This window comes from Neorhizobium alkalisoli (assembly GCF_007829835.1).
Taxonomy (GTDB): Bacteria; Pseudomonadota; Alphaproteobacteria; order Rhizobiales; family Rhizobiaceae; genus Neorhizobium.
Genome location: NZ_VIWP01000013.1, coordinates 113,662 through 137,462, shown reverse-complemented (window position 1 = coordinate 137,462; position 23,801 = coordinate 113,662). Strand labels below are relative to the sequence as shown.

The 23,801-nt window shown below is 60.6% G+C and carries 22 protein-coding genes; 12 read left to right on the top strand and 10 right to left on the bottom strand.

The features are described 5' to 3' along the window. Positions 1 to 272 precede the first annotated feature (272 nt). The 4 genes from FHW37_RS29505 to FHW37_RS29490 all read left to right on the top strand — a co-directional run bounded on the left by FHW37_RS29505 (position 273) and on the right by FHW37_RS29490 (position 5,774). Positions 273 to 1,229: an ornithine cyclodeaminase family protein gene (locus tag FHW37_RS29505; RefSeq protein ID WP_145643014.1), complete on the top strand. Its 957-nt coding sequence runs from the start codon at positions 273 to 275 to the stop codon at positions 1,227 to 1,229. Continuing rightward, positions 1,226 to 3,715: an ATP-dependent helicase HrpB gene (gene hrpB / locus FHW37_RS29500; protein ID WP_145643012.1), complete on the top strand. Its 2,490-nt coding sequence runs from the start codon at positions 1,226 to 1,228 to the stop codon at positions 3,713 to 3,715. The genes FHW37_RS29505 and hrpB overlap by 4 nt, the downstream gene beginning before the upstream one ends. 81 nt (positions 3,716 to 3,796) lie before the next feature. After that, positions 3,797 to 5,131: an ActS/PrrB/RegB family redox-sensitive histidine kinase gene (locus tag FHW37_RS29495; RefSeq protein WP_145643010.1), complete on the top strand. Its 1,335-nt coding sequence runs from the start codon at positions 3,797 to 3,799 to the stop codon at positions 5,129 to 5,131. A gap of 64 nt (positions 5,132 to 5,195) precedes the next feature. Then, positions 5,196 to 5,774 carry an ActR/PrrA/RegA family redox response regulator transcription factor gene (locus tag FHW37_RS29490; protein ID WP_145643008.1) on the top strand — a complete coding sequence of 193 codons (579 nt, stop codon included), beginning with the start codon at positions 5,196 to 5,198 and terminating at the stop codon, positions 5,772 to 5,774. A 24-nt stretch (positions 5,775 to 5,798) separates the two neighbouring features. Here the strand turns inward: FHW37_RS29490 and FHW37_RS29485 are convergent, their stop codons facing one another. Then, positions 5,799 to 6,287 carry an MmcB family DNA repair protein gene (locus FHW37_RS29485; RefSeq protein WP_145643007.1) on the bottom strand — a complete coding sequence of 163 codons (489 nt, stop codon included), beginning with the start codon at positions 6,285 to 6,287 and terminating at the stop codon, positions 5,799 to 5,801. A 175-nt stretch (positions 6,288 to 6,462) separates the two neighbouring features. On the opposite strand from FHW37_RS29485, the gene FHW37_RS29480 reads away from it, so the two are divergent. After that, on the top strand, positions 6,463 to 7,134 hold the full coding sequence (locus FHW37_RS29480; protein WP_145643005.1) for a L,D-transpeptidase: 672 nt from the start codon (positions 6,463 to 6,465) through the stop codon (positions 7,132 to 7,134). 94 nt (positions 7,135 to 7,228) lie between these two features. Here FHW37_RS29480 and FHW37_RS29475 read toward each other — a convergent pair whose 3' ends face one another. The 6 genes from FHW37_RS29475 to hslV form a co-directional block, all read right to left on the bottom strand. Next, the gene (locus FHW37_RS29475) at positions 7,229 to 9,412 is read right to left on the bottom strand and encodes a malate synthase G (protein WP_145643003.1); all 2,184 of its coding nucleotides are present in this window, start codon (positions 9,410 to 9,412) and stop codon (positions 7,229 to 7,231) included. Positions 9,413 to 9,509: 97 nt separating this feature from the next. Further along, entirely contained in the window at positions 9,510 to 11,513 is a 2,004-nt protein-coding gene (locus FHW37_RS29470; protein WP_145643001.1) for a hydantoinase/oxoprolinase family protein, read from the bottom strand. Between the two features lie 75 nt (positions 11,514 to 11,588). Beyond that, positions 11,589 to 12,995: a cytochrome P450 gene (locus FHW37_RS29465; RefSeq protein WP_145642999.1), complete on the bottom strand. Its 1,407-nt coding sequence runs from the start codon at positions 12,993 to 12,995 to the stop codon at positions 11,589 to 11,591. Positions 12,996 to 13,038: 43 nt separating this feature from the next. Beyond that, positions 13,039 to 13,980 carry a DUF1402 family protein gene (locus FHW37_RS29460; protein ID WP_145642997.1) on the bottom strand — a complete coding sequence of 314 codons (942 nt, stop codon included), beginning with the start codon at positions 13,978 to 13,980 and terminating at the stop codon, positions 13,039 to 13,041. A gap of 194 nt (positions 13,981 to 14,174) precedes the next feature. Further along, positions 14,175 to 15,482, bottom strand: a complete 1,308-nt coding sequence (hslU, locus tag FHW37_RS29455; RefSeq protein WP_145642995.1) for an ATP-dependent protease ATPase subunit HslU — start codon at positions 15,480 to 15,482, stop codon at positions 14,175 to 14,177. 75 nt (positions 15,483 to 15,557) lie between these two features. Further along, positions 15,558 to 16,082 (bottom strand): ATP-dependent protease subunit HslV, encoded by a 525-nt coding sequence (gene hslV, locus FHW37_RS29450; RefSeq protein ID WP_145642993.1) that lies wholly within the window; start codon positions 16,080 to 16,082, stop codon positions 15,558 to 15,560. Positions 16,083 to 16,299: 217 nt separating this feature from the next. Here hslV and hisB point away from each other — a divergent pair, with 217 nt between their 5' ends. The 7 genes from hisB to coaA are packed head-to-tail and all read left to right on the top strand — an operon-like array spanning position 16,300 to position 20,915. Beyond that, the gene (hisB, locus tag FHW37_RS29445; RefSeq protein WP_145642992.1) at positions 16,300 to 16,905 is read left to right on the top strand and encodes an imidazoleglycerol-phosphate dehydratase HisB; all 606 of its coding nucleotides are present in this window, start codon (positions 16,300 to 16,302) and stop codon (positions 16,903 to 16,905) included. 19 nt (positions 16,906 to 16,924) lie between these two features. Beyond that, a complete protein-coding gene (locus tag FHW37_RS29440) occupies positions 16,925 to 17,413 on the top strand; it encodes a DUF2628 domain-containing protein (protein WP_186458467.1) in 489 nt (162 codons plus the stop codon). After that, a complete protein-coding gene (gene hisH, locus FHW37_RS29435) occupies positions 17,413 to 18,063 on the top strand; it encodes an imidazole glycerol phosphate synthase subunit HisH (protein ID WP_145642988.1) in 651 nt (216 codons plus the stop codon). Before FHW37_RS29440 ends, hisH begins: the two co-directional genes overlap by 1 nt. Before the next feature lies 1 nt (position 18,064). Continuing rightward, positions 18,065 to 18,808 (top strand): 1-(5-phosphoribosyl)-5-[(5-phosphoribosylamino)methylideneamino]imidazole-4-carboxamide isomerase, encoded by a 744-nt coding sequence (gene hisA, locus FHW37_RS29430; RefSeq protein WP_145642986.1) that lies wholly within the window; start codon positions 18,065 to 18,067, stop codon positions 18,806 to 18,808. Further along, positions 18,805 to 19,581: an imidazole glycerol phosphate synthase subunit HisF gene (gene hisF / locus FHW37_RS29425; RefSeq protein ID WP_145642984.1), complete on the top strand. Its 777-nt coding sequence runs from the start codon at positions 18,805 to 18,807 to the stop codon at positions 19,579 to 19,581. The genes hisA and hisF overlap by 4 nt, the downstream gene beginning before the upstream one ends. 24 nt (positions 19,582 to 19,605) lie before the next feature. Continuing rightward, positions 19,606 to 19,929, top strand: a complete 324-nt coding sequence (locus FHW37_RS29420; RefSeq protein ID WP_145642982.1) for a phosphoribosyl-ATP diphosphatase — start codon at positions 19,606 to 19,608, stop codon at positions 19,927 to 19,929. Continuing rightward, positions 19,926 to 20,915 (top strand): type I pantothenate kinase, encoded by a 990-nt coding sequence (gene coaA / locus FHW37_RS29415; RefSeq protein ID WP_145642980.1) that lies wholly within the window; start codon positions 19,926 to 19,928, stop codon positions 20,913 to 20,915. The genes FHW37_RS29420 and coaA overlap by 4 nt, the downstream gene beginning before the upstream one ends. Here coaA and FHW37_RS29410 read toward each other — a convergent pair. The 3 genes from FHW37_RS29410 to FHW37_RS29400 all read right to left on the bottom strand — a co-directional run bounded on the left by FHW37_RS29410 (position 20,884) and on the right by FHW37_RS29400 (position 23,744). Then, positions 20,884 to 21,558, bottom strand: a complete 675-nt coding sequence (locus FHW37_RS29410; RefSeq protein WP_145642978.1) for an alpha-ketoglutarate-dependent dioxygenase AlkB — start codon at positions 21,556 to 21,558, stop codon at positions 20,884 to 20,886. The two genes, coaA and FHW37_RS29410, sit on opposite strands and share 32 nt — an antisense overlap. Positions 21,559 to 21,585: 27 nt before the next feature. Continuing rightward, on the bottom strand, positions 21,586 to 22,020 hold the full coding sequence (gene arfB / locus FHW37_RS29405; protein ID WP_145642976.1) for an alternative ribosome rescue aminoacyl-tRNA hydrolase ArfB: 435 nt from the start codon (positions 22,018 to 22,020) through the stop codon (positions 21,586 to 21,588). A gap of 113 nt (positions 22,021 to 22,133) precedes the next feature. Continuing rightward, entirely contained in the window at positions 22,134 to 23,744 is a 1,611-nt protein-coding gene (locus FHW37_RS29400) for a phosphoenolpyruvate carboxykinase (protein ID WP_145642975.1), read from the bottom strand. Positions 23,745 to 23,801 lie beyond the last annotated feature (57 nt).

Below are 23,801 nucleotides of genomic sequence, written 5' to 3'. Positions count from 1 at the left end.
CAGTTTCTCCAGAACGAGAAGCTTCGTCGCTAGCAGCGCCGCCGCCCTCGTCAGTGAGGCGGGTTATAGATCCAACCCTACCAAGCGTCAACAGCGATTTTTAAAAAAATGTCATTTTTCTTCAGAGCCCTCACAATGCGTCATTCTCCGTATAGAATTTAGGCGCAGATGAATAAAAAGGCATGACTTCTCAACCGAATAGCGCTTTCAACAGAGGAACGGCGATTACCGGATGAAAGCCCTTTTGCGACCTAACCTTTCTGGAGTTTCGGATGCTTGTACTGGATCATGAACAGACGCGCGACGCCCTGCCTTTCGAGGCCCTGATCGATACGATCGCCGACCTGTTTGCGGGAGATTGCGTGGTCCCGGTGCGTCATCATCATGACATGGCGGTGCCCGGAGAGGCGGATGCCGTAATGCTTCTGATGCCGGCCTGGGTGCCAGGCACCTATAGCGGCGTGAAGATCCTCAATCTGTTCCCTGACAATCATACGCGAAGCCTGCCGACGATCATGGGCAATTATCTCCTGTCTTCCGGCAAGACCGGTGAGATGCTGGCACTTGTCGAAGGAGGCGAACTGACGGCGCGCCGGACCGCAGCCACATCCGCGCTCGCCGCAAGATATCTCGCGCGCGAAGATGCAAAGACCATGCTGATGGTCGGGACTGGTCGGTTGTCGCTCAATCTATGCCAGGCGCATGCGGTTACACGGCCGCTGGAGCGCTTTATGATATGGGGGCGTAATCATAAGAAGGCTGAAGAGACAGCTGCGGAGGCGCGGGCGCTCGGTCTCAACGCCGTGGCTATCAGCGATCTCGCCAGTGCGACGGGTGAAGCAGACATCATTTCCTGCGCCACGCTTTCGCGCGAACCGCTGATCCAGGGCGAATGGCTGCGGCCCGGCACTCATCTCGATCTTGTCGGCGCTTTCAAGCCCGAAATGCGCGAAAGCGACGACGAGGCCGCTCGCCGATCGGCGATCTTTGTCGATACGCGCGAGGGCGCGATGAAGGAAGGCGGCGATATCGTTCAACCGATCCGGAGCGGTGTCATTCAGAAAAGCGATATCCGGGCGGAAATGGTGGATCTGATCAAGGGCACACATCCGGGGCGCAAGGACCCGCAGGAGATTACCCTTTTCAAATCGGTTGGCGCCGCAGTCGAGGATCTTGCCGGGGCCATCCTCGCCTACCGCCATGCGACAGGACAGGCCAAGGGAAAATGACAAGTGCCACGCATGGTGCAGGGTCGATCTCGGGACGGTTGCCCCGGCTCCCGGTCTCCGAGGTTCTCGGTGATATCGCTGCAGCGTTCAGCTCGGGGGTGCGGGCCGTCCTGTCGGCGCCACCGGGCGCCGGCAAGACGACCCTCGTGCCTCTGGCACTTCTCGACGAGCCATGGTGCAGCGGCAAGATCATTCTGCTCGAACCGCGGCGGCTAGCTGCACGCGCAGCTGCCAGTCGCATGGCAACGCTGATCGGCGAACCGGTGGGCGAGCGGGTTGGGTACCGGATGCGGCTCGACAACAGAGTGTCGGCACGGACGCGGATCGAAGTGGTGACGGAAGGCGTGTTTGCCCGGATGATTCTGGAGGATCCCGAACTTTCCGGGATCTCCTGCGTCATCTTCGACGAATTCCATGAACGTTCGCTCGATGCGGATTTCGGCCTGGCGCTCGCACTCGACGTGCAGTCGGCGCTTCGCGACGACCTGCGGCTTCTCGTGATGTCGGCGACACTGGATGTCGAGAGGATCGCCAGTCTTCTCGGCAATCCACCCGTGATTATCAGTGAAGGTCGCAGCTTTCCGATCGACATTCGTTATGCCGACCGACCCGCCGGGAGCAGGATCGAGGACGTCGTCGCACGCTCGATCATCCAGGCGCATGACACGGAAACGGGATCCATCCTCGCCTTTCTGCCCGGCCAGGCGGAAATAAAACGAACTGTCGAGAGACTTGAGGGGCAGCTGGGGGCGGAGACCGATATCGTACCGCTCTATGGCAATCTTTCACAGAAGGAGCAGGACCTGGCGATCCGGCCTGCGCCATCCGGCCGCCGCAAGGTGGTGCTTGCGACATCGATCGCCGAAACCTCGATCACCATCGACGGGGTGCGGATCGTGATCGATAGCGGGCTGCAGCGATTGCCCGTGTTCGAGCCATCAACTGGCATTACCCGGCTTGAGACGCAACGCGCCTCGCGCGCTTCTGCCGACCAGCGCGCAGGGCGTGCAGGGCGAACGGAGCCTGGGATCGCCATTCGGCTGTGGCATGCCGGGCAAATGGCGGCACTTCCCGCCTTTACGCCGCCGCAGATTCTTTCGAGCGATCTGTCGGGCCTTGTTCTCGATCTGGCCCATTGGGGTGTTCAGGATCCGGCAACACTTGCCTTTCTGGATCAGCCGCCCAGAGCGGCATTTATCGAGGCAAAGGCTCTTCTTATCAGACTTGGCGCGCTGGATGCCGGCGGCGGCCTGACCGATATGGGACGCCAAATGCGTGAAATGGCGCTGCCACCGCGCTTGTCGGCAATGGTGATCGCAGCGCATGGACGGGGATTTGCAAAGCAAGCCTCGCTTCTCGCGGTGCTTCTGACGGAGCAAGGTCTTGGTGGCAGCGACATTGACCTCGACGAAAGACTGCGGCGATTTCGCAATGAGCGCGGCGAACGGCCGGAGGCGGCTCGCAAGCTGGCCGAGCGGATGATTGCGGATCTGCCGAAGACCGCACAATCCAACGAAACCATTCCGGCAGGGCATCTTCTGCTGCACGCCTATCCGGACCGGGTCGCGCTGCAGCGGGGTGGGCGTGGGCGGTTCGTCATGGCGAATGGCCGCGGTGCGGAATTGCCGGAGACCGAACGTCTTGCTGCTGCACAGATGCTGGTGATTGCCGACCTGACCGGTCGCGCTGCGCAGGCGCGCATTCTTTCTGCAGCCGAAACGAGCCGGGCCGATGTGGAGGACGAGCTTGCTGATCTGATCGAGCGTAAGGACGAGTGTTTCTTCGACCGAAACAGCGGGCAGGTGCGCGCCCGTCAGGTCGTCCGGCTCGGCGCGATCCTATTCGACGAAAAGCCGCTGCCACGGCCGCGCGGCGAACAGGCAATTGCGGCTTTGGCCGATGGTGTCAGAGAGATCGGTATAGATGCCCTGCCCTTTTCGAAGGACGGGTTGCAGCTTCGCCAGCGGATGGGCTTTCTCCATCGGACGATCGGTGATCCCTGGCCTGATGTCAGCGACGACGCTCTGCTGGCGCGTCTTGATGACTGGTTCATTCCCTTGCAGCAGGGCGTGACCGGGATAGACAGCATCAATCCGGGAAAACTTTCGGAAGGTTTGCGGCTGCTCGTTCCTTATGAGGTGGTGCGGGATCTGGACAGGCTGGCACCAACGCATTTCGAAGCGCCGACCGGGCAGCGTCACCCGATCCAGTATGATGGCGACGAGCCGCTTCTAACCATCCGGGTTCAGGAATTGTTCGGATTGAAGATACATCCTTCGATCGGCGGCGGACGGCTGCCGCTGGTGCTGGAACTGACATCGCCAGCGCATCGGCCGATCCAGACAACGCGCGATCTGCCCGGTTTCTGGTCGGGATCGTGGAAGGATGTGCGGGCCGACATGCGCGGCCGCTATCCGAAGCATCCCTGGCCCGAAGATCCGGCCGAAGCGCTGCCGACCACCCGTGCCAAACCGCGCGGGACGTGACAGTATGCCGCCTGCGCGCAATCGGCGCGGGAGGATAAGGAGACGGGACAGGAAAGACCGGACGATGTACAGGCGATCGACATGCCCAATAGCGTGAACAAGGAAAAGGCCAGCGCCCTGCTGCCGGATCCACCCTCCGTGCATACCAGCCGGCGGATGCGGCTGCAGACCCTCGTGCGGCTGCGCTGGCTTGCCGTTGCGGGCCAGACCGCAACGGTTCTGGCCGTTGCCTTCGTGCTGGGTTTCCCGCTTCCCATCATGGAAGCGGCCATATTGATCGCTGCGCTTGCCGTTGCCAATCTCACGCTGTCTGCCTGGTTTACGCCGACCCACAGGCTCGGCCCGGGCTCGGCGACCGCGCTTCTCGGTTTCGACCTGCTGCAGCTGGCCTCGCTCCTCTTCATTACCGGCGGCCTTGCCAATCCGTTTGCGCCACTGATCTGCGTGCCGGTCATCATTTCCTTTGCGTCACAGCCGCTGCGGCATTCGATCCTGCTCATCATCTTCGCGCTGATCTCGACGACAGCTCTGGCGTTTTCGCCCTATGATATCCCGTGGTATCCCGGCGAAATGCTGCAGGTTCCGCCTGTGATGCAGATGGGGGTCTGGTGCGCCATCGCTTCCATGATGATGTTTGCGGCATTTTACGCCTATCGTGTCTCGCATGAAGCGAGCCAGCTTGCGGACGCGCTGGCCGCGACCGAACTCGTGCTCGAGCGCGAAAAGCATCTTTCCCAGCTGGATGGCCTGGCGGCGGCAGCGGCGCATGAGCTCGGGACGCCGCTTGCGACGATCAGCGTCGTCGCCAAGGAGATGGAGCGGGACCTGCAGCCGGACGACCGGTTCCGGGAAGACGTGATGCTGCTGCGCAGCCAGAGCGAGCGCTGCCGTGACATCCTTCGGCGCCTGACGTCCCTGTCGGCCGACGGCGAAGAACATATGCGGCGGCTACCGCTCTCCTCCCTGATCGAGGAGGTCATTGCCCCGTACCGCCAGTTCGGGATTGGCATCGAGATCGTTGAAAACAGCAACCGCGCGACGGAGCCTGTCGGAAACCGCAATGCTGGCATTCTATACGGACTCGGCAATCTCATTGAAAATGCTGTAGACTATGCCGCGAAAGGCGTAACGGTCACGACAAGCCATAACGCCGATCATGTCAGTATAAAGATCGAGGATGACGGACCGGGTTATGCTCCGGATATTCTGACCCGGATCGGAGAGCCCTACATGACCACCAGGTCGCGCGAAAGCGAAAGTGCCGGCGGGCTGGGTCTTGGACTGTTCATTGCCAAGACCCTGCTGGAACGCTCCGGCGCAACGCTTAAGTTCGGCAACCGTGATGATGGCAAGCCCGGTGCGCGCATCAATATCGAATGGCCCCGTCCGATCATGGACAGGCCGAAGATTGACTGATCCGCGGCACATCGCCGTGGCCAAAGACCAGGAGACGTGGGTGTCGTGCCCGCGGAGACGCTAGATGGAAATACAATCCGAACTGCCCCCGGAACCGATGTACGTGGACCTTGGCCCGACGCCCTATCTGCTGCTCGTCGATGACGACGGCCCTTTCCTGCGGCGTCTTGCACGCGCCATGGAAAGCCGCGGTTTCATCGTCGATATCGCCGAGACGGTTGCCGAAGGCATTGCCAAGGCCGAAGCGCAGCCGCCGAAATATGCGGTCGTGGACTTAAGACTTGGTGATGGTAACGGGCTCGACGTGATCGAGGCGATCCGCAGCAAGGGCGGCGAAGAAACGAAGATCGTGGTGCTGACCGGTTATGGCAATATCGCCACCGCCGTGACGGCAGTTAAGCTCGGCGCACTCGACTACCTCGCCAAGCCTGCCGATGCAGACGATGTCTTCAATGCGCTGACGCAGCGGCCAGGCGAGCGCGCCGACGTTCCGGAAAAGCCGATGTCGGCGGATCGTGTTCGCTGGGAGCACATCCAGCGGGTCTATGAAATGTGCGAGCGGAACGTGTCGGAAACGGCAAGGCGGCTCAACATGCACCGCCGTACGCTGCAGCGCATTCTTGCAAAGCGCGCGCCGAAGTAATTTCGGCGCCGCTGAGGCACAGTTTCAAAGATCGTCGAAATTCTTGCCTGTCGCCCATTCGGCCATCATCAGGCGATGGGCTGCTGCGCGCGCGAATGCGAGCGTGACGGACTTGCGCGCTGCTGGCGCCAACCGATGTTCAGGTGCCGGCCTTATCATATGCGCGCCGTAGCCGTCTGCCAGGATCAGCCCGCATTCCTCGGGGAAGATATCGAGCGGCACATCCCTATGCGTGGCGAATAAAAGCCGGTCGCAATAGGCTCGGTAGTCCAGCCATTTCCGGTCGACCCGAAAATCCTCGATCGACGTCTTGATCTCTATGATCCAGATCTCTCCCTTTTCCGACAGGGTAACCAGATCTGCCCGGCGTCCATTCGACAGGACAAGTTCGGGCAGGACGACATGGCGCAAGTCGTGCAGAAGGATCTGGCTGCCCTTGCGCACCATCATGGCCCGTGCCGATTGGCGGCCATCGATCAGAGGGTTGTTGCCGGAAAGATTGAGTATGGTCATCGCTACCTGCCGACGTTGCCGAGAATGTTGCAAAAAGGCAATGGCGTTTTCGAATTGTGATGGCGCCTAAGCTTGGTGCAGCGCAGCGGCTTGCCAAGTGCAGACATATGGAAAATAACCTTTCCAAAGGCGCTGTCGCGCTCGTTTTAATCGATTCGTTCATCAAGAGACATCCATGCGCTTCCGCAACAGCATGCTCGCACTCGGCCTGTTGGCAACCGCTGCCCTGGCCGGCTGCTCCACCACGTCCGAAACCGCTCAGACCAGTGCTCCGACGCGTGTCGAGACCGCGCAGATCTTTACCGATTCCTACGGCTCGGTAACGGATGCAGGCTACACCCTGCCGGCGATCCCGATCAGCCGCGTCAAGCAGGAGTTCGTCCGTCAGATCGTCAATTACGACACGACGGAAAAGCCGGGCACGATCATCGTCAACACCCGCGAACGGCACCTCTATTACATCCTGCCGAACGGTCGTGCGATGCGTTATGGTATCGGCGTCGGCAAGGAAGGCTTCGCCTGGTCGGGTACGGCCTATGTTGCCTGGAAGCAGGAATGGCCGACCTGGCATCCGCCGAAGGAAATGGCTGCCCGCAAGCCTGACATCGCCAAGTATGTCGAGAACGGCATGGGGCCGGGCCTCTCCAACCCACTCGGTGCACGCGCCATGTATCTCTTCAACGAGAAGGGCCAGGACACGCTGTTCCGCCTGCACGGCACGCCGGAATGGGCCTCGATCGGCACCGCCGCTTCTTCGGGCTGCATCCGCCTGATGAACCAGGACGTGATCGACCTCTACAGCCGCGTTCGTCCGGGTCATGCCACCAAGGTCATCGTCGTCCAGTAAGACGAATTGCCTCTGGAATTCAAAAAGCCGCCAGGATTTCTCCCGGCGGCTTTTTTGTTGGCGGATTGTCTGCTTGAGCAGATTGTCGCCGCGATCAGATCGCGGCTTTCTGCTTGAACTCCAGCCGTCTGCGGTGAAGCACCGGCTCGGTATAGCCATTGGGCTGCTCGCGACCTTTCAGAACGAGATCAAGGGCTGCCTGGAAGGCAATGGAGCCGTCAAAATCTGTCGCCATCGGACGATAGAGCGGATCGCCGGCATTCTGACCGTCAACGACCGCTGCCATGCGCCGCATCGTCTCGACGATCTGTTGCTCGCCGACGATCTTGTGATGCAGCCAGTTGGTCATATGCTGGGCGGAGATGCGCAGCGTGGCGCGGTCTTCCATCAGGCCGACATTGTTGATGTCCGGCACCTTGGAGCAGCCGACGCCCTGATCGATCCAGCGCACGACATAACCGAGAATACCCTGCGCATTGTTGTCGAGTTCGCGCTGGATTTCTTCCGGCGTCCAGTTCGGCTTCGATGCCACGGGCACGGAGAGGATATCGGAAAGCTTCGCCCGCGGGCGGCTCTTCAGCTGCTGCTGGACGGAGGCGACATCCACCTTGTGATAATGTGTGGCGTGCAGGGTTGCAGCGGTCGGTGAAGGCACCCAGGCGGTGTTGGCGCCGGCTTTCGGGTGCGCGATCTTCTGCTCGAGCATCGCCGCCATCAGGTCCGGCATTGCCCACATGCCCTTGCCGATCTGCGCGTGACCCGACAGGCCGCAGGAAAGCCCGATATCGACGTTCCAGTTTTCATAGGCACCGATCCAGGCAGCCTGCTTCATATCCCCCTTGCGGATCATCGGGCCGGCTTCCATCGAGGTATGGATCTCGTCGCCGGTGCGATCGAGGAAGCCGGTATTGATGAACACGACCCGATCCTTGGCGGCCCTGATCGCTTCCTTGAGGTTGATCGTGGTGCGACGCTCTTCATCCATGATCCCGATCTTGACCGTGTTCGGCTCAAGACCCAGCGCCTGTTCGACGCGTGAAAAGATTTCGGCGGCAAATGCCACCTCTTCGGGGCCGTGCATCTTCGGCTTGACGACATAGACGGAGCCGGCGCGGGAGTTCTGGCGAAGGCCGCCAGCCTTGCCGCCGCGAGCGATGTCATGCATGGCGATCAGCACGGTGACCATCGCATCCATGATACCTTCCGGCACTTCTCTCCCATCGGAGTCGAGAATTGCGGGATTGGTCATCAGGTGGCCGACATTGCGCACCAGCATGAGGGAGCGGGACTTTACCTCGAAATCACCGCCATCCGGCGCCTTGTAGACGACATCGGGATTAAGCCGGCGGGTAAAGGTTGTCCCCCCTTTGGCCACTTCTTCGGCAAGGTCACCCTTCATCAGGCCAAGCCAGTTGCGATAAACGACAACCTTGTCATCGGCATCGACCGCAGCGATCGAATCCTCGCAATCCATGATCGCCGTGATCGCCGATTCCAGGCGGATGTCGGAGATATTGGCCGAATCCGCCTTGCCGATTTCCGTCGTTGCGTCGATCAGCAATTCGACATGCAGCCCATTCTTTTTCAGAAGGATGTGGGTCGGCGAGGCCACCTCACCACGATAGCCGGCGAATTGCGAAGGATCAGAGAGGCCGCTGATTTCGCCACCGACCATGGTTACCAGCAGGCCGCCGGCTTCAACCTTGAAGCCCGCGACATCCGTCCAGCTGCCACCGGCAAGCGGCGTGGACTGATCGAGGAAAGCGCGTGCCCAGGCGACAACCTTACCGCCGCGAACGGGATTGTAACCCCTGCCCTTTTCGGCACCATCCGTTTCCGGAATGGCATCCGTTCCGTAAAGCGCGTCATAAAGCGAACCCCAGCGCGCATTGGCAGCATTCAGGGCGTAACGAGCATTCATGACCGGCACGACCAGCTGCGGGCCGGCGATCTCGGCGATTTCAGGATCGACATTTTCGGTCGAGACCGCAAAATCCGGTCCTTCCGGGAGCAGATATCCAATGTCACGCAGGAAGGCCTGATAGGCATCGAGATCAACAGGAGCGCCATTCTTGCGATACCAGTCGTCGAGCTTTTCCCGAAAGGCGTCGCGCTTGCTCAGCAGCTGCCGGTTCTTCGGCGCAAGGTCTTCGACGATCCTGGCAAATGCACTGAAAAAATGCTCTGCATCGACGCCGGTGCCGGGCAATGCCTCCTTCACCAGAAAATCGTGAAGCCCGAGATCGAGCGAAAGACCGTTTTTCTGAAGACGGGCCATGCCGCAGTTCCTTCCCTATGACTATTTCCTTGCTTTGCCAGATTGCCCGGGCGGCACTCTCTGTCAATCCGACGAAAGCAAAAGCCCTTGGCCGAGATTACCGCATGGCGATTCTTGGCCGACCGGTTGCGTTGGCAAAAATGCGCGCTTCGACGAGTTTTCGCGCGCCTTCGATTTCCGGCGCATCGAGTTCCTCATGTAGAGAAAGGACGATTTCGTCGGCGCCTTCGGCCCTGGCCTTTTCGATCACCACCAACCGAGCCCGTTCCCTCGCCATTTCCAGTGCCCGGTCTTCGCCAATCACGGCGAAAATCTCTCCGCCACCCATGACGACAAAGCGGCCCTCCTCCGGCGAAGTGACCGTCACCACCGCCGTGGCACGCACCTGGCCGACAACGGCGCCGATCGCATTTGCGACATCGGCATCCTCGGGAATGACCGATTCGGTTCCAAGGGCTGCTGCGATGGCCGGGTAATAGACGGGCGCCGATGCGCCAAGCCCGATCAGTGGCCGATCGAGACCGACCGAAAACCGGACGATCCCGGGTAAGCGGCGCAGCACGTGATCCACGACCGGCGACGTGGCAGGGTCGATCGTATCTGCGCCGTCTTCCATGAGGCAGGTTTTCAGGATGGCTTCGGCGGACTGACGTGTCAGGCGCGAGACAATCTTTTCCGCCAGCGCTTCGGCAGAGGCAGCGATCGGCCGCCCTGATCCATCCTTGCGCCGCGCAGCAATCTCCAGCCCGAGCCTTGCGGCATCTGCGCTCCACTGGCTCTGCCGGCCAAGGACATGCAGTGCATCGGAAGGAGTGATGCCGCAGATATGGACGAGGCCATAGGAAACGAGACGATCAAGAACCGCTTTCTGCGAATTCATGATGAGCAGGTCATTCAGCGGAACGGGCTTGTCGCCAAGCCGGGCGTAAACTGCGCGCTCCTGATCCTGCAGGGTTTCGGAAAGAGTTGCCGGCAAACCGGTTCGCAACGCAAATCGTCCATCGTGACGTCCGGGATGGCTCGCCCGCAGCTGCCTTTCCAGCACCGGGATAACAGTCTCCTCATGGGCAAAGGCGCTGAGGCTCAGCGGCAGGATCCGCCGCGGCCCGAGGCTGTACCGAGCTTCAAGACCGCGGTCATCGATATGGACCTCCGAATCGCCGCCGAGGCCATAGGTGCGTAGCGCAACGGCCTCGACCATGGTTCGATAGCCGCCAACATGCGCACCTTCTTCGGCAAGTTTCGGACGCCCGTCATTCAGCACCGCGACATCGGTCGTTGTGCCGCCGATATCCGAGACGACCGCCGAGTCCAGGCCCGTCAGATACCGGGCGCCGACAAGGCTGGCAGCCGGACCGGACAGGATGGTCTCGATCGGCCGAAGCCGCGCCTCGGACGCAGAAATCAATGCTCCATCGCCACGAACGACCATCAGCGGCGCGGCGATGCAGCAATCCGAAAGAAAAACCTCGGCGGATGAAATGAGCCGGTCGATGATCGACACCAGCCGGGCATTGAGCAAGGTCGTCAGCGCCCGGCGCGGGCCGCCGAGCCTGGACGACAATTCGTGGCTGCAGGTGACCGGCAAATGGGAGAGTTCGCGAATTTTATCCCGCACCCGAATTTCGTGAGCCGGATTCCTCACAGCAAAATAACCTGCGACGGCAAAGGATGAAACCGCCGACGCCAGCTGCGGCAGCCTCTGTTCCAGCGCTTCCATATTGAGCGGCGTCTCATTACCGTGAACATCGTGGCCGCCAGGAAGATGGATCACCGGATCCGCGCCAAGTGCCTCGGAAAGTCCACCGCGGGTGAGATCATCAGGTCCGAAGCCGATCATCACCAGAGCAGCGCGACCTCCCTGCCCTTCGACGAGAGCGTTGGTCGCAAGCGTCGTGGACAAGGAAACGAGCGCAATCTTGCCCGGCTCCACACCGCTTTGCGCAAGCACGGATTTGACGGCGCCGCCAATGCCAAGGGCCAGATCATGCCGGGTGGTGAGCGACTTTGCTTTCGCCACGACGCCCTCGTTCTCGCGAAAGAGAACGGCGTCGGTATATGTGCCCCCGGTGTCGATCCCGAGAAAAAGTGGAGAGGCCAAGTGGACGAACCTTCGATTGAAGACCCATCAATAGCGCATGCGGCGGCAAGATCAATTCGCCAAAGGCGACACCGGTCAGGACTGAAGGCGCCGCGCGCTGACCCGCATCGGCATCCCATCCCTGGGCTGGGTCGTCAGCTTCTGCACCGGCCAGACATCCATCTGCGGCGTCACGTCAAAACGATAACGCCGCATCATCACGGCAAGCGCGATGACGGCCTCCTGCATGGCAAATGTAGCACCGATGCAGGTACGCGGACCGGCACCAAACGGCAGATACTGGAAACGATTGATCGCGCCGCGGTTCTCCGGCAGAAAACGCTCCGGCATGAATGCGGCCGGCTTTTCCCAGTAGAGCGAATGCCGGTGCAGCGTCCATGGCATGACGAGAACAGTCACGCCCTTGTCGATAAAGACCTCACGGCCATCGGGGCTTGCCCAGTGATCGTCCTCGATCGCCTCGCGATTGATCGAAGGGGCTGGCGGATAGAGCCTGAGCGCCTCCTCGAAAGCGGCCCGCACCCAGGGCATGAGATCGAGCCACTCGACCGGTTCGGCGTCGCTCGCCAGAACCGCGTCGATCTCCTTCTCCATCTGATCACGCACATGCGGAGACTGGGCGACGCAATAAAGCGTCCAGGCAAGCGCTCGCGCCGTCGTTTCATGGCCGGCACCGATGAAGGTCAGAATATTGTCCTCGATCTCAGCCATTGAGAGGCCGCCCGGACCTTCAAGCTGCAGGAGCAGCGTCAGAAAATCCTGCGGCACATCGGCCGGATGCTCGCGCATGCGCGTCTGCCGCTGAAGCATGGTGTCGGAAACGATGCCGCGGAATTTCTCCATGACCCGCCTGCCACCGATCCGGGTCAGCCGCGGCACCCAGGGCGGAGCGCGCAGCATGTCCATCGGATCGATACGGCCCATGCGGTGCAGGAGATCATCGACATCCTGCGAGACCGATTCCTTGTCGCCGGCGATCTCGCCGGAAAACAGGGTTTCGGAGAGAAGCGCATAAGTAAGGTCCGTCATATCGACGGAAACATCGTGGACCGCGCCTTCCGCGCTACCCGCCGCATATTTTTCGACGAACTCTTCCGATTTCGCCAACATCTGGCCTGCAAAGCCTTTTGCATGCCTTGGCGTGAAGACCGGTGCCATCGCCTTGCGGGAGCGTTTCCAGACCTCGCCTTCGGCTGTCAGAAGGCCATCACGAAGGATCGGGCGCAGCACCAGCTGGCGGATTTCCGACATTTCGTAATTGGCGACATTCTCCACCAGGATATGGCGGATGAGGCCCGGATCGTTGACGATCAGGGTGCGTTCCTTGAAGAACTTCGTCTCGATCCAGGGAAGCGTGAATGACCCCTCGCCCCAGAGCTCGAGCGGGTTTCGCAACGCCTTGCGAATGACGCCCAGCTTGGACAGCGGGCGGGTGTGGGGTATTGGTGCGGGCGGAACGAAAGGTTCGGGGCGCATGTCCATCAGACAGCTTCCTCTGTTTCGGCGTTCCGTCAGATATCGGCGCTCAGAGAAGCGATTTCAACTCGGCGAGCTTATCGTTGACGAGCCAGCCGTAATAATTCTCTTCCGGCATGGCACCCGCACCCCGCGCAGCAAGGGCTGCGGCACGTTCGGCCGAGCCGCCGGTATTGTAAAGCGTCGAGGTGATGCCGGGATTGCGGGAGATATCGACATGGGCGATCGACTTGTAGTCGTCGATCGAACGGCGGATGGTCGCCGCCATATAGGCCAGCGACTTGTCCGGGTCCATGATCGCATCATAGACGTCGGAAGCCTTGTTCTCGTCCAGCTTCGGATAACCTGAGGTTTTCGCGACCATGTCGGAGAACATCAAAGCCGTCAGCGGGTTGAGCTGACCAAGGCCAAAGGTCTGACCGGCGTAAAAGGGCTGGAAGAAGACGGCGCTGAACCGATTGTCCGGAAAAGACGTGCCATCCACCTTGCGACCACGAAAACTCTTTTCCCAGACCGCCTCGCGGCAGGTCCAGAGACTGTAGGAATCGTCATTCGGATCGCATTTGGAGAATTCCGGCCGCGCGACGAACGTCTTGATGGTTTCGTCGCCATAACCGAAACGGAAGCTGTTGCCCGCATAGGCCGCCGCCTTGATGTAATAGGTCTGGAGGCTGTCATAGGCATCGACATTATAGGTATGCTCGCCGACGACCGCACCGATGATATGGATCGGATCGATATTATAGGCGGAGGCCGTCGACTTGATTTTCGACACCAGCGCCCTGTCTTTGGCGAGCAGGTCGCGGATCTTTTCATACTTGTCGTCGAATGTCGTCCTGCCGGCGCGTGTCCGCCGCACCGAAGCACCCGGAACCTTCGGCTGCACCGTGTTACGGTTGCCTTCGGGAACGACCGTAATGCTGGCCGCGAAGGTCGAAGACGATGCCGCCCAGGCGACGGTGAACAGCAATGCGAGCAGGAAGCGTTTCAAATTTCGTGTCCCAGGACGTTGCCTATGGTGGCTGCCGCCACAAGCTTAAGCGATCCGGATCACGCAATAGCGGCTGGGCGAGAGCGCGTCACCCATACAAGAACACACGCCACCGTGTCGAGACTGCAGCGTTCAAAATAGCGTCAAGCATAAGATAAGGCAGCCGGAGATGTCCGGCTGCCTTACTTCAAAGCTTAGAGAATATACCTCGACAGGTCCGTATCGGCAGCAAGATCGCCGACATGGATGCGGACATATTCGGCATCGATCGTCACCGAAGTACCGCCCTTGTCAGGCGCGGCAAACGAAATCTCGTCGAGAACCCGTTCCATCACCGTCTGCAGGCGGCGGGCGCCGATATTCTCAACCGAGGAATTCAGATGCACGGCGACATCGGCCAGCGCATCGAGTGCATCCTCGGTGAAGTCGAGCGTCAGGTCTTCGGTACCCATCAACGCCTTGTACTGGCGAATGAGGCTTGCTTCGGTTTCCGTCAGAATGCGGCGGAAATCTTCCTTGGTGAGCGGCTTCAGCTCGACGCGGATCGGCAGGCGGCCCTGCAGTTCCGGCAGGAGATCCGAAGGTTTCGCCACATGGAAGGCGCCGGACGCGATGAACAGGACGTGGTCCGTCTTCACCGGTCCGTATTTGGTCGATACGGTCGTGCCTTCGACGAGCGGCAGAAGATCGCGCTGCACACCCTCGCGGGAAACACCGGCGCCCATGACGCCGTCGCGGGCGGCGATCTTGTCGATCTCGTCGAGGAAGACGATGCCGTCATTCTCGACCGAACGGACAGCCTCGCGCTGGATGACCTCGTTGTCGATCAGCTTGTCGGATTCGTCACGGATCAGCTCCGCATAGGATTTCGAAACCGTCGTGCGGACCTTTTTCGTGCGGCCGCCCATGGCCTTGCCGAACATATCCGACAGGTTCAGCACGCCGATATTGGCGCCCGGCATTCCAGGGATTTCGAAGCCAGGCATGCCGGAGCCGGCATCGGCGACTTCGATCTCGATTTCCTTGTCGTCGAGTTCGCCATCGCGCAGCTTCTTGCGGAAACTTTCGCGGGTGGCAGGCGAGGCGGTCGATCCGACCAGCGCATCGAGGACGCGTTCCTCGGCGCTCATATGCGCCTTGGCCTGGACTTCGGCGCGCTTCTTTTCGCGCACCAGGCCGATGCCGACCTCGACGAGGTCACGGATGATCTGTTCGACATCGCGGCCGACATAACCGACCTCGGTGAATTTCGTGGCTTCAACCTTGATGAAGGGCGCGCCGGCGAGCTTGGCGAGGCGACGGGAGATTTCCGTCTTGCCGACGCCGGTCGGGCCGATCATCAGAATGTTCTTCGGCATGACTTCGTCGCGCAGGCTCTCGTCGAGCTGCTGACGGCGCCAGCGGTTGCGCAATGCGATCGCAACGGCGCGTTTTGCCTCGTGCTGGCCGATAATGTAGCGGTCGAGCTCCGAGACGATTTCTCTGGGTGAAAAGGTCGTCATGTTATCCTCTCGGCTTTCCTTGAGCGACCAGCCTTTGAAGCGGCCTGGTCGCAGGACCCTTGTTTCGGAATGCGATTACCCGGCGTCGAGCGTTTCGACGATGAGATTGTGGTTGGTGTAGACGCAGATATCGGCGGCGATATCGAGCGCCTTGCGGGCGACATCCTCGGCGGACTTGTCGCTATCCATCAGGGCACGCGCGGCTGCAAAAGCGTAATTGCCGCCGGAGCCGATGGCGATCGCGCCATGTTCGGGTTCCAGCACATCACCATTGCCGGTGATGGCGAGCGTCGTCGTCTTGTCGGCGACCAGCATCATGGCTTCGAGATTGCGCAGATACTTGTCGGTGCGCCAGTCCTTGGCGAGTTCGACGGCGGCGCGCATCAGCTGGCCGGGATATTGTTCGAGCTTCTTTTCGAGGCGGTCGAGAAGCGTGAAGGCATCCGCCGTGGCACCGGCGAAACCGGCGATCACCTCGCCCTTGCCGATGCGGCGCACTTTGCGCGCGTTGCCCTTCATCACCGTCTGGCCAAGCGAGACCTGACCGTCACCGGCCATGACCACCTTGCCGCCCTTTCTGACTGTAATAATCGTTGTCATTCATTCACCTTTTGGCATTCACCTTTTTGCCCACTCTCGCAGGCTTTCCGATTGCGAGCCGCGACACCTTTTGCGGCAGCTCCGTTGGCACCTATGTAAGTTCGCCTTTGCCGAATACAATCTCGCGCAGAGGTTCAACAACACGGCCCTGCTTTCGCTGGATATTTGCACAACCGCCTGATAAGGAGCGCCGAGAAGAGCATTGGAGCAGACCCTGATGGGCGAGACTGTTGCGCGCACGGGAAGCATTTCCCGCAAGACAAACGAGACCTCGGTCTCGGTTTCCGTCAATCTCGACGGCACCGGTACCGCGAAGATTTCGACGGGCGTCGGTTTCTTCGACCATATGCTCGACCAGCTGTCGCGACATTCGCTCATCGACATGGAGATCGAGGTCAAGGGCGACCTGCATATCGACGACCATCACACGGTTGAAGACACCGGCATCGCGATCGGCCAGGCGATTTCCAAGGCACTCGGCGACCGGCGCGGCATTACCCGCTATGCCTCGCTCGACCTCGCCATGGACGAGACGATGACCAAGGCCGCGATCGACGTTTCTGGCCGTCCGTTCCTCGTCTGGAACGTCGCGTTTTCGGCACCGAAGATCGGCACGTTCGATACGGAACTGGTGCGGGAATTCTTTCAGGCGCTGGCGCAGAATGCCGGGATCACCCTGCATATCCTGAACCATTACGGCGCCAACAACCATCATATCGCCGAGACCTGCTTCAAGGCCGTTGCTCGCGTTCTGCGCACGGCAACCGAAATCGATCCGCGGCAGGCCAATCGCGTTCCTTCCACGAAGGGCATGCTGGTCTGACGCTTCCAGGAGACACTCCTTGAGAAGCTATCTCGTTCTGACACCGCCGAATTCTCGGACACGTACGCCCGGCGAAAACCATGGCTCCACCGTCATCGTGGCGGATGGATTTTCCTGGATCGCTTTTCTCGTGCCCTGGGCCTGGCTTCTCTGGAACCGGCTCTGGCTTGCGGGGCTTGTCGTGCTTGCCGTCCAGATTGGCAGCGGCGTTCTGGCTGCCATGCCCGGTTTCGAGATTGCCGGTTCGCTGCTCGGTTTTGCGGTGAGCCTGCTCGCCGGGCTCGAAGGCCGCAACTATTACGCCAACTCCCTGAAGCGCCGCGGTTTCACGCTCGAAACCGTGGTTTTCGCGCAGGATATCACCACCGCCGAGGCCATCTATTTCTCGAGCCTGCCGCAGCCGGAGAACCGGCAGATGCCGATCTCGTCCGACTGGGCGAAACAGGCGAAACCATCTGGCGGCTGGCAGAATGCCGGTCTCGGCCTTTTTGATCACGGAGCACGCTGATGCGCGTTGCAATCATCGACTATGGGTCGGGCAATCTGCGCTCGGCCACCAAGGCTTTCGAGCGCGCCGCGCGGGAAGCCGGTATCGACGCCACGATTGATCTGACCGACAAGGCCGAAGCCGTCGCCACGGCTGACCGCGTCGTGCTGCCGGGCGTCGGCGCCTATGCCGACTGCCGCGCCGGCCTCGACGCCGTGCCGGGCATGCGCGAGGCGCTGATCGACGTCGTCGAAAACAAGGGGCGTCCCTTTCTCGGCATCTGCGTCGGCATGCAGTTGATGTCGTCGCGTGGTCTGGAAAAGACCACGACGGAAGGTTTTGGCTGGATTTCCGGCGATGTCGTTGAAATGACGCCCTCCGATCCCGCTCTGAAAATCCCGCAGATCGGCTGGAATACACTGCAGCTCAATAGCCAACACCCGCTGTTCGACGGCATTCCGACCGGGCCGGATGGGTTGCATGCCTATTTCGTGCATTCCTACCATCTGGCAGCCGCCAATCCCGAGGAAGTCATCGCCACGACTGAATACGGTGGCGCGATGACCGCCTTTGTCGGTCGCGACAACATGGCCGGCTCGCAATTCCATCCGGAAAAGAGCCAGACGCTCGGCCTCGCCCTGATTTCCAACTTCCTCAAGTGGAAGCCCTGACATGATCCTTTTTCCCGCAATCGACCTGAAAGACGGCCAGTGCGTGCGCCTGAAGCTCGGCGATATGGACCAGGCAACCGTCTACAATCCCGACCCCGGCGCCCAGGCAAAAGCCTTCGAGGACCAGGGGTTTGAATGGCTGCATGTGGTTGACCTGAACGGCGCCTTTGCCGGCGAAAGCGTCAATGGCGCTGCTGTCGATGCCATCCTGAAGGCGACGAAGAACCCGGTGCAGCTCGGCGGCGGTATCCGCACGCTCGATCATATCGAGAACTGGCTTTCCCGCGGGCTGGCACGTGTCATCCTCGGCACCGTTGCTGTGCGTGATCCGGCGCTCGTGATTGAGGCCTGCAAAGAGTTTCCGGGCAAGGTTGCCGTCGGCATCGACGCCAAGGGCGGCAAGGTTGCTGTCGAGGGCTGGGCGGAAGCATCCGAGCTCGGCGTGATCGAGCTTGCGAAGAAATTCGAAGGCGCCGGCATTTCGGCGATCATCTATACCGATATCGACCGGGACGGCATTCTGGCCGGTATCAACTGGGCCTCGACGCTGGAGCTTGCCGATGCCGTTTCCATTCCGGTGATTGCGTCGGGCGGGCTTGCCTCGCTCGACGATATCAGCCGCATGCTGGAGCCGGATGCCGCAAGGCTGGAAGGCGCGATTTCTGGCCGTGCGCTTTATGACGGGCGGATCGACCCGGCGGCGGCTCTGGCGCTGATCCGTAGCGCGAAAGGACGTGCCGCATGACCCTCAAGGCCCGCGTGATCCCCTGCCTCGATGTCAAGGACGGCCGTGTCGTCAAGGGCGTCAACTTCGTCGATCTGATCGATGCCGGTGACCCGGTCGAGGCTGCAAAAGCCTATGATGCCGCCGGTGCCGACGAACTCTGCTTTCTCGATATCACGGCCTCGTCCGACAATCGTGAAACGATCTTCGATGTCGTTGCCCGCACGGCCGAGCATTGCTTCATGCCGCTGACGGTCGGCGGCGGCGTGCGTGCCGTGGCCGACATCCGCAAGCTGCTGTTGGCCGGTGCCGACAAGGTTTCGATCAACTCGGCGGCCGTGAACAATCCGGATTTCGTCGCAGAAGCCGCGGACAAGTTCGGCAACCAGTGCATCGTCGTATCGATCGACGCCAAAAAAGTGTCCGGCACCGGCGAGACGGATCGCTGGGAGATCTTTACCCATGGCGGGCGCAATGCGACCGGCATTAACGCCGTCGAATTTGCGCAGAAAATGGTCGAGCGCGGTGCAGGCGAACTGCTCGTCACCTCTATGGACCGCGACGGCACCAAGATTGGTTATGACCTCGGACTGACAAGCGCGATTGCCGACAGCGTGCGGGTGCCGGTCATTGCGTCCGGCGGCGTCGGCAATCTCGACGACCTGGTCGCGGGCATCCAGAAGGGGCATGCAACTGCGGTTCTTGCAGCCTCGATTTTCCACTTCGGCACCTATTCCGTGGGTGAGGCGAAGCGCTATATGGCCGAGCATGGCATTGCCATGCGGCTCGACTGACTTTTGGGAATGGAGGAGGCAGGTTTGAGCACCTTTACGCTGAACGACCTGGAGAAGATCGTTGCCTTGCGCGCCAAGGCTTCGCCGGAGGAATCCTGGACGGCAAAGCTTGTTGCTGCCGGGCAGACGAAGGCGGCAAAGAAGCTGGGTGAGGAAGCGGTCGAGACCGTGATCGCAGCCGTGGCGCAGGAGCGGAAAGACCTCGTATCCGAAAGCGCCGACCTGATCTATCACCTGATGGTCGTATTGAATATCGCCGACATCCCGTTGCAGGATGTGCTCGACGAACTTGCGCGACGGACCGGACAATCCGGTCTTCAGGAAAAGGCGAGCCGGCCGCAATCATGAATATCGCATCGAAGCCCGAAAATACTCCGGATGCCGCGATGACAACGGATTTCTATTCACCCTATCACCACTTCAGTGCCGACGAATGGGCAAAATTCCGCGCCGATACGCCACTGACACTGACGGCCGACGAAGTTTCACGGCTGCGCTCGCTAGATGATCCGATCAATCTTGACGAGGTGCGGCGGATTTATCTGTCGCTGTCGCGACTTCTGTCGACGCATGTCGAGGCATCGCAGCTGCTCTACCAGCAGCGCAATCGTTTCCTCAGCCTGTCCAACGTGACGAAGACGCCCTTTATTATCGGCATTGCCGGTTCGGTAGCGGTCGGCAAATCGACGACCGCGCGTATCCTGAAGGAACTGCTCGCTCGCTGGCCGGCAAGCCCGAAGGTCGATCTCATCACCACGGACGGCTTTCTTTATCCGAATGCGGTGCTGAACCGCGAAAGCCTGATGGAACGCAAGGGTTTTCCGGAAAGCTACGACATCGGCGCCATCCTGCGGTTTCTCTCGGCGATCAAGGCCGGGGAGCCGAATGTGAGGGCGCCCCGTTATTCGCACCTGACCTATGACGTCCTGCCGGACGAATTCACGCTGGTCGACAGGCCGGATATCCTGATCTTCGAGGGCATCAACGTGCTGCAGTCGCGGGCTCTGCCTGCCGATGGCAAGATCGTGCCGATCGTTTCGGACTTCTTCGATTTCTCGATCTATATCGATGCGGACGAAGACCAGATCCACAGCTGGTATGTGCAGCGTTTCATGAAGCTCAGGGAAACCGCGTTTCGCGATCCGACCTCGTTCTTCAAGAAATATGCGGCGATCGATGCGGACGCAGCCCGCGCGGTGGCGGAAGGGCTCTGGGAAAACATCAATCTCAAGAATCTGCGCCAGAACATCCTGCCGACCCGGCCAAGGGCGGACCTGATCCTGCGCAAGGGCCGCGATCACTTCATCGAGACGGTATCGCTTCGAAAACTGTAGGCGATGCACCGCCTGATATCGATGCAGACAGTCGGCTGTTGACCCGGCGGAGCGTCAGATTGATGCGTCCGCCGTTTTTCAGCAGTGTCGAGGTTGCCGGGTAGATGCGGTCGACGCCGTGAAACGCCAGTCTCCCCTCCCCGCCCAGGATGACGATATCGCCGCTCGACAGTTTGAATGATCCGGTCGAATCGTTGCGGCTGAGGCCGCCGACGCGAAAGAGGCAGGTATTCCCGAGCGAGATGGAGAGGACGGGGGCCAAAAGCTCGTTCTCGTCCTTGTCCTGGTGCAGGCCCATCTTTGCCTCGTCGGAATAGAAGTTGACGAGGCAGGCTTCCGGCTCTTTCGGATAATCGCAGAGCTCACGCCACAGATCGAGCAGCACTGGCGGGATTGGAGGCCAGGGATTGCCGGTCAGCGGATGGGTGGGCTGGTAGCGATAACCGCGCTCCTTGTCGGTGACCCAGCCGAGCGAACCGCAATTGGTCATTCTGACTGACATCGGCTTGCCGGTGCCGGGCATGGCGGGAACGTAAAGCGGCGCTTCAGCCACGACCTGACGAATGAGTTCCACCAGGTTTTCTTGGGCCTGCCGATCCAGAAAACCCGGCAGATGTTTTATGCCGTTCGGCAAGGTCGCCATGCGGTTCTCCTACCCGATCTTCGAAAATCACTCGCCCGAGGGGCGGCCGCGCATCTTCTTGATGTCGGAGCGGCCGGATTTCGCCTTCAGCCGCCGTTCCACCGAACCCTTGGTCGGCTTGGTCGCCTTGCGTGGCGGCGGCGGTGGTTTGGCGGCCTCCAGAATCAGTTCCTTCAACCGCTCGCGCGCCTCTTCGCGGTTTCGCTCCTGGCTTCGCGACCGGCTGGCCTCGATCATCAGCACGCCATCTTTCGACACACGCTTGCCGGCAAGTTTCAGAGCGTTCGTCTTGACTCGCTCGGGAAGCGACGGGGAATTGGCTATATCGAAGAAAAGCTGGACCGCGGTCGAGACCTTGTTGACGTTCTGACCACCCGGCCCGCCGGCTAGCACGAACTGCTCCGTGAGTTCCCACCCGGCAATCGTGATGCGGCTGTTGATTTCAAGCGGGTTGCTGGCCATGGCTCCGTTCTTTCTTGGGCCGCATCATTCCCACAAAGCCCGCAAAAAGAAAACCACCGGCCCGGAGCAATTCCGGGTCGATGGTTTCACGTGAATCCTTGCAAATCTGATGCTTATTCGGCCGCGACCAGGAGAGCCGGAGCGGCATCCCTCACCTTGCTGTCGACGTGATCCTCGAACTTTTCGAAGTTGCGGATGAACATCGACACCAGCTTTGCAGCCTGTGCGTCATAGGCGAGGCCATCGGCCCAGGTCGAACGCGGATCGAGGATCGCCGTTTCGACGCCTTCGACGGCGACCGGCACCGCGAAGCCGAAATTGGCATCGGTGCGGAACTCGGCGCTCTTGAGACTGCCGTTCAGGGCAGAGGCCAGAAGCGCGCGGGTTGCCTTGATCGGCATGCGGCGGCCGGTGCCATAGGCGCCGCCGGTCCAGCCGGTGTTGACCAGCCAGCAATCGACGCCGTGGCTTGCGATCAGATCCTTGAGCAGGTTGCCGTATTCGGCCGGATGGCGCGGCATGAAAGGTGCACCGAAGCAGGTCGAGAAGGTTGCTTCCGGTTCCGTCACGCCCTTTTCCGTACCGGCGACCTTGGCCGTGTAACCGGACAGGAAGTGGTACATGGCCTGTTCCGGCGTCAGCTTGGCGATCGGCGGCATGACGCCGAAAGCGTCGGCGGTCAGCATGATGATCGTCTTCGGATGCGGCGCGAGGCCGGTTGCCGAGGCATTCGGGATGAAGTGCAGCGGATAGGCACTGCGGGTGTTTTCCGTCAGCGAATTATCGTCGAAATCAGGGACGCGATTCTCGTCGAGTACGACGTTTTCGAGCACGGTGCCGAAACGACGGGTCGCGGCATAGATTTCAGGCTCGGCTTCAGCCGAGAGCTTGATTGCCTTGGCGTAGCAGCCGCCTTCGAAATTGAAGATGCCGTTCTTGCCCCAGCCATGCTCGTCATCGCCGATCAGCGTGCGGGTCGGATCGGCAGACAGCGTCGTCTTGCCGGTGCCCGACAGGCCGAAGAAAACGGCGGTATCGCCATCCTTGCCGACATTGGCCGAGCAGTGCATCGGCATGACGCCCTTTTCCGGCAGGAGATAGTTGAGAACGGTGAAGACCGACTTCTTGTTCTCGCCGGCATAGGAGGTGCCGCCGATCAGGACGAGACCCTTGGCGAGATCGCAGGCGATCACAGTTTCGGTGCGGCAGCCGTGGCGAGCCGGATCGGCCTTGAAGCTCGGCAGGTTGATGATGGTCAGCTTCTGCTGGAACCCTTCGAGCCTATCGCGGTTCGGGCGGATGAGAAGGTTGCGGATGAAGAGTGCATGCCAGGCGAATTCTGTGATGACGCGCGTCGGCAGGGCATTTTCCGCGTCGGCACCGCCGATGAGATCCTGCACGTAAAGCGTCTTGCCGGCTGCGTGGGCCAGCATATCCTTATGGAGAATTGCGAAATGCTCCGGCGACAGGGGCTTGTTGTTGTCCCACCAGATCCGGCTCTCGGTTTCCGCGTCACGGACGACGAACTTGTCCTTCGGCGAACGGCCGGTGTGCTGGCCGGTGATGGCGCGCAGGGCACCGTCAGCCGTCAAGTCAGCTTCACCAAGACGAATCGCGTCTTCGTAGAGTTCGACCTCGGAAAAATTGTAATTAACGCGCGACAGATTATCGAAACCGATTGCCGCGAGCCCATTGGACGGGTTGTGAAGTCCGAACTCTTCCATGCGCGTCTTTCTCCTGCCTGGAATTGGAAAGTGACGTGAAGTTAGAGACAGATTTTT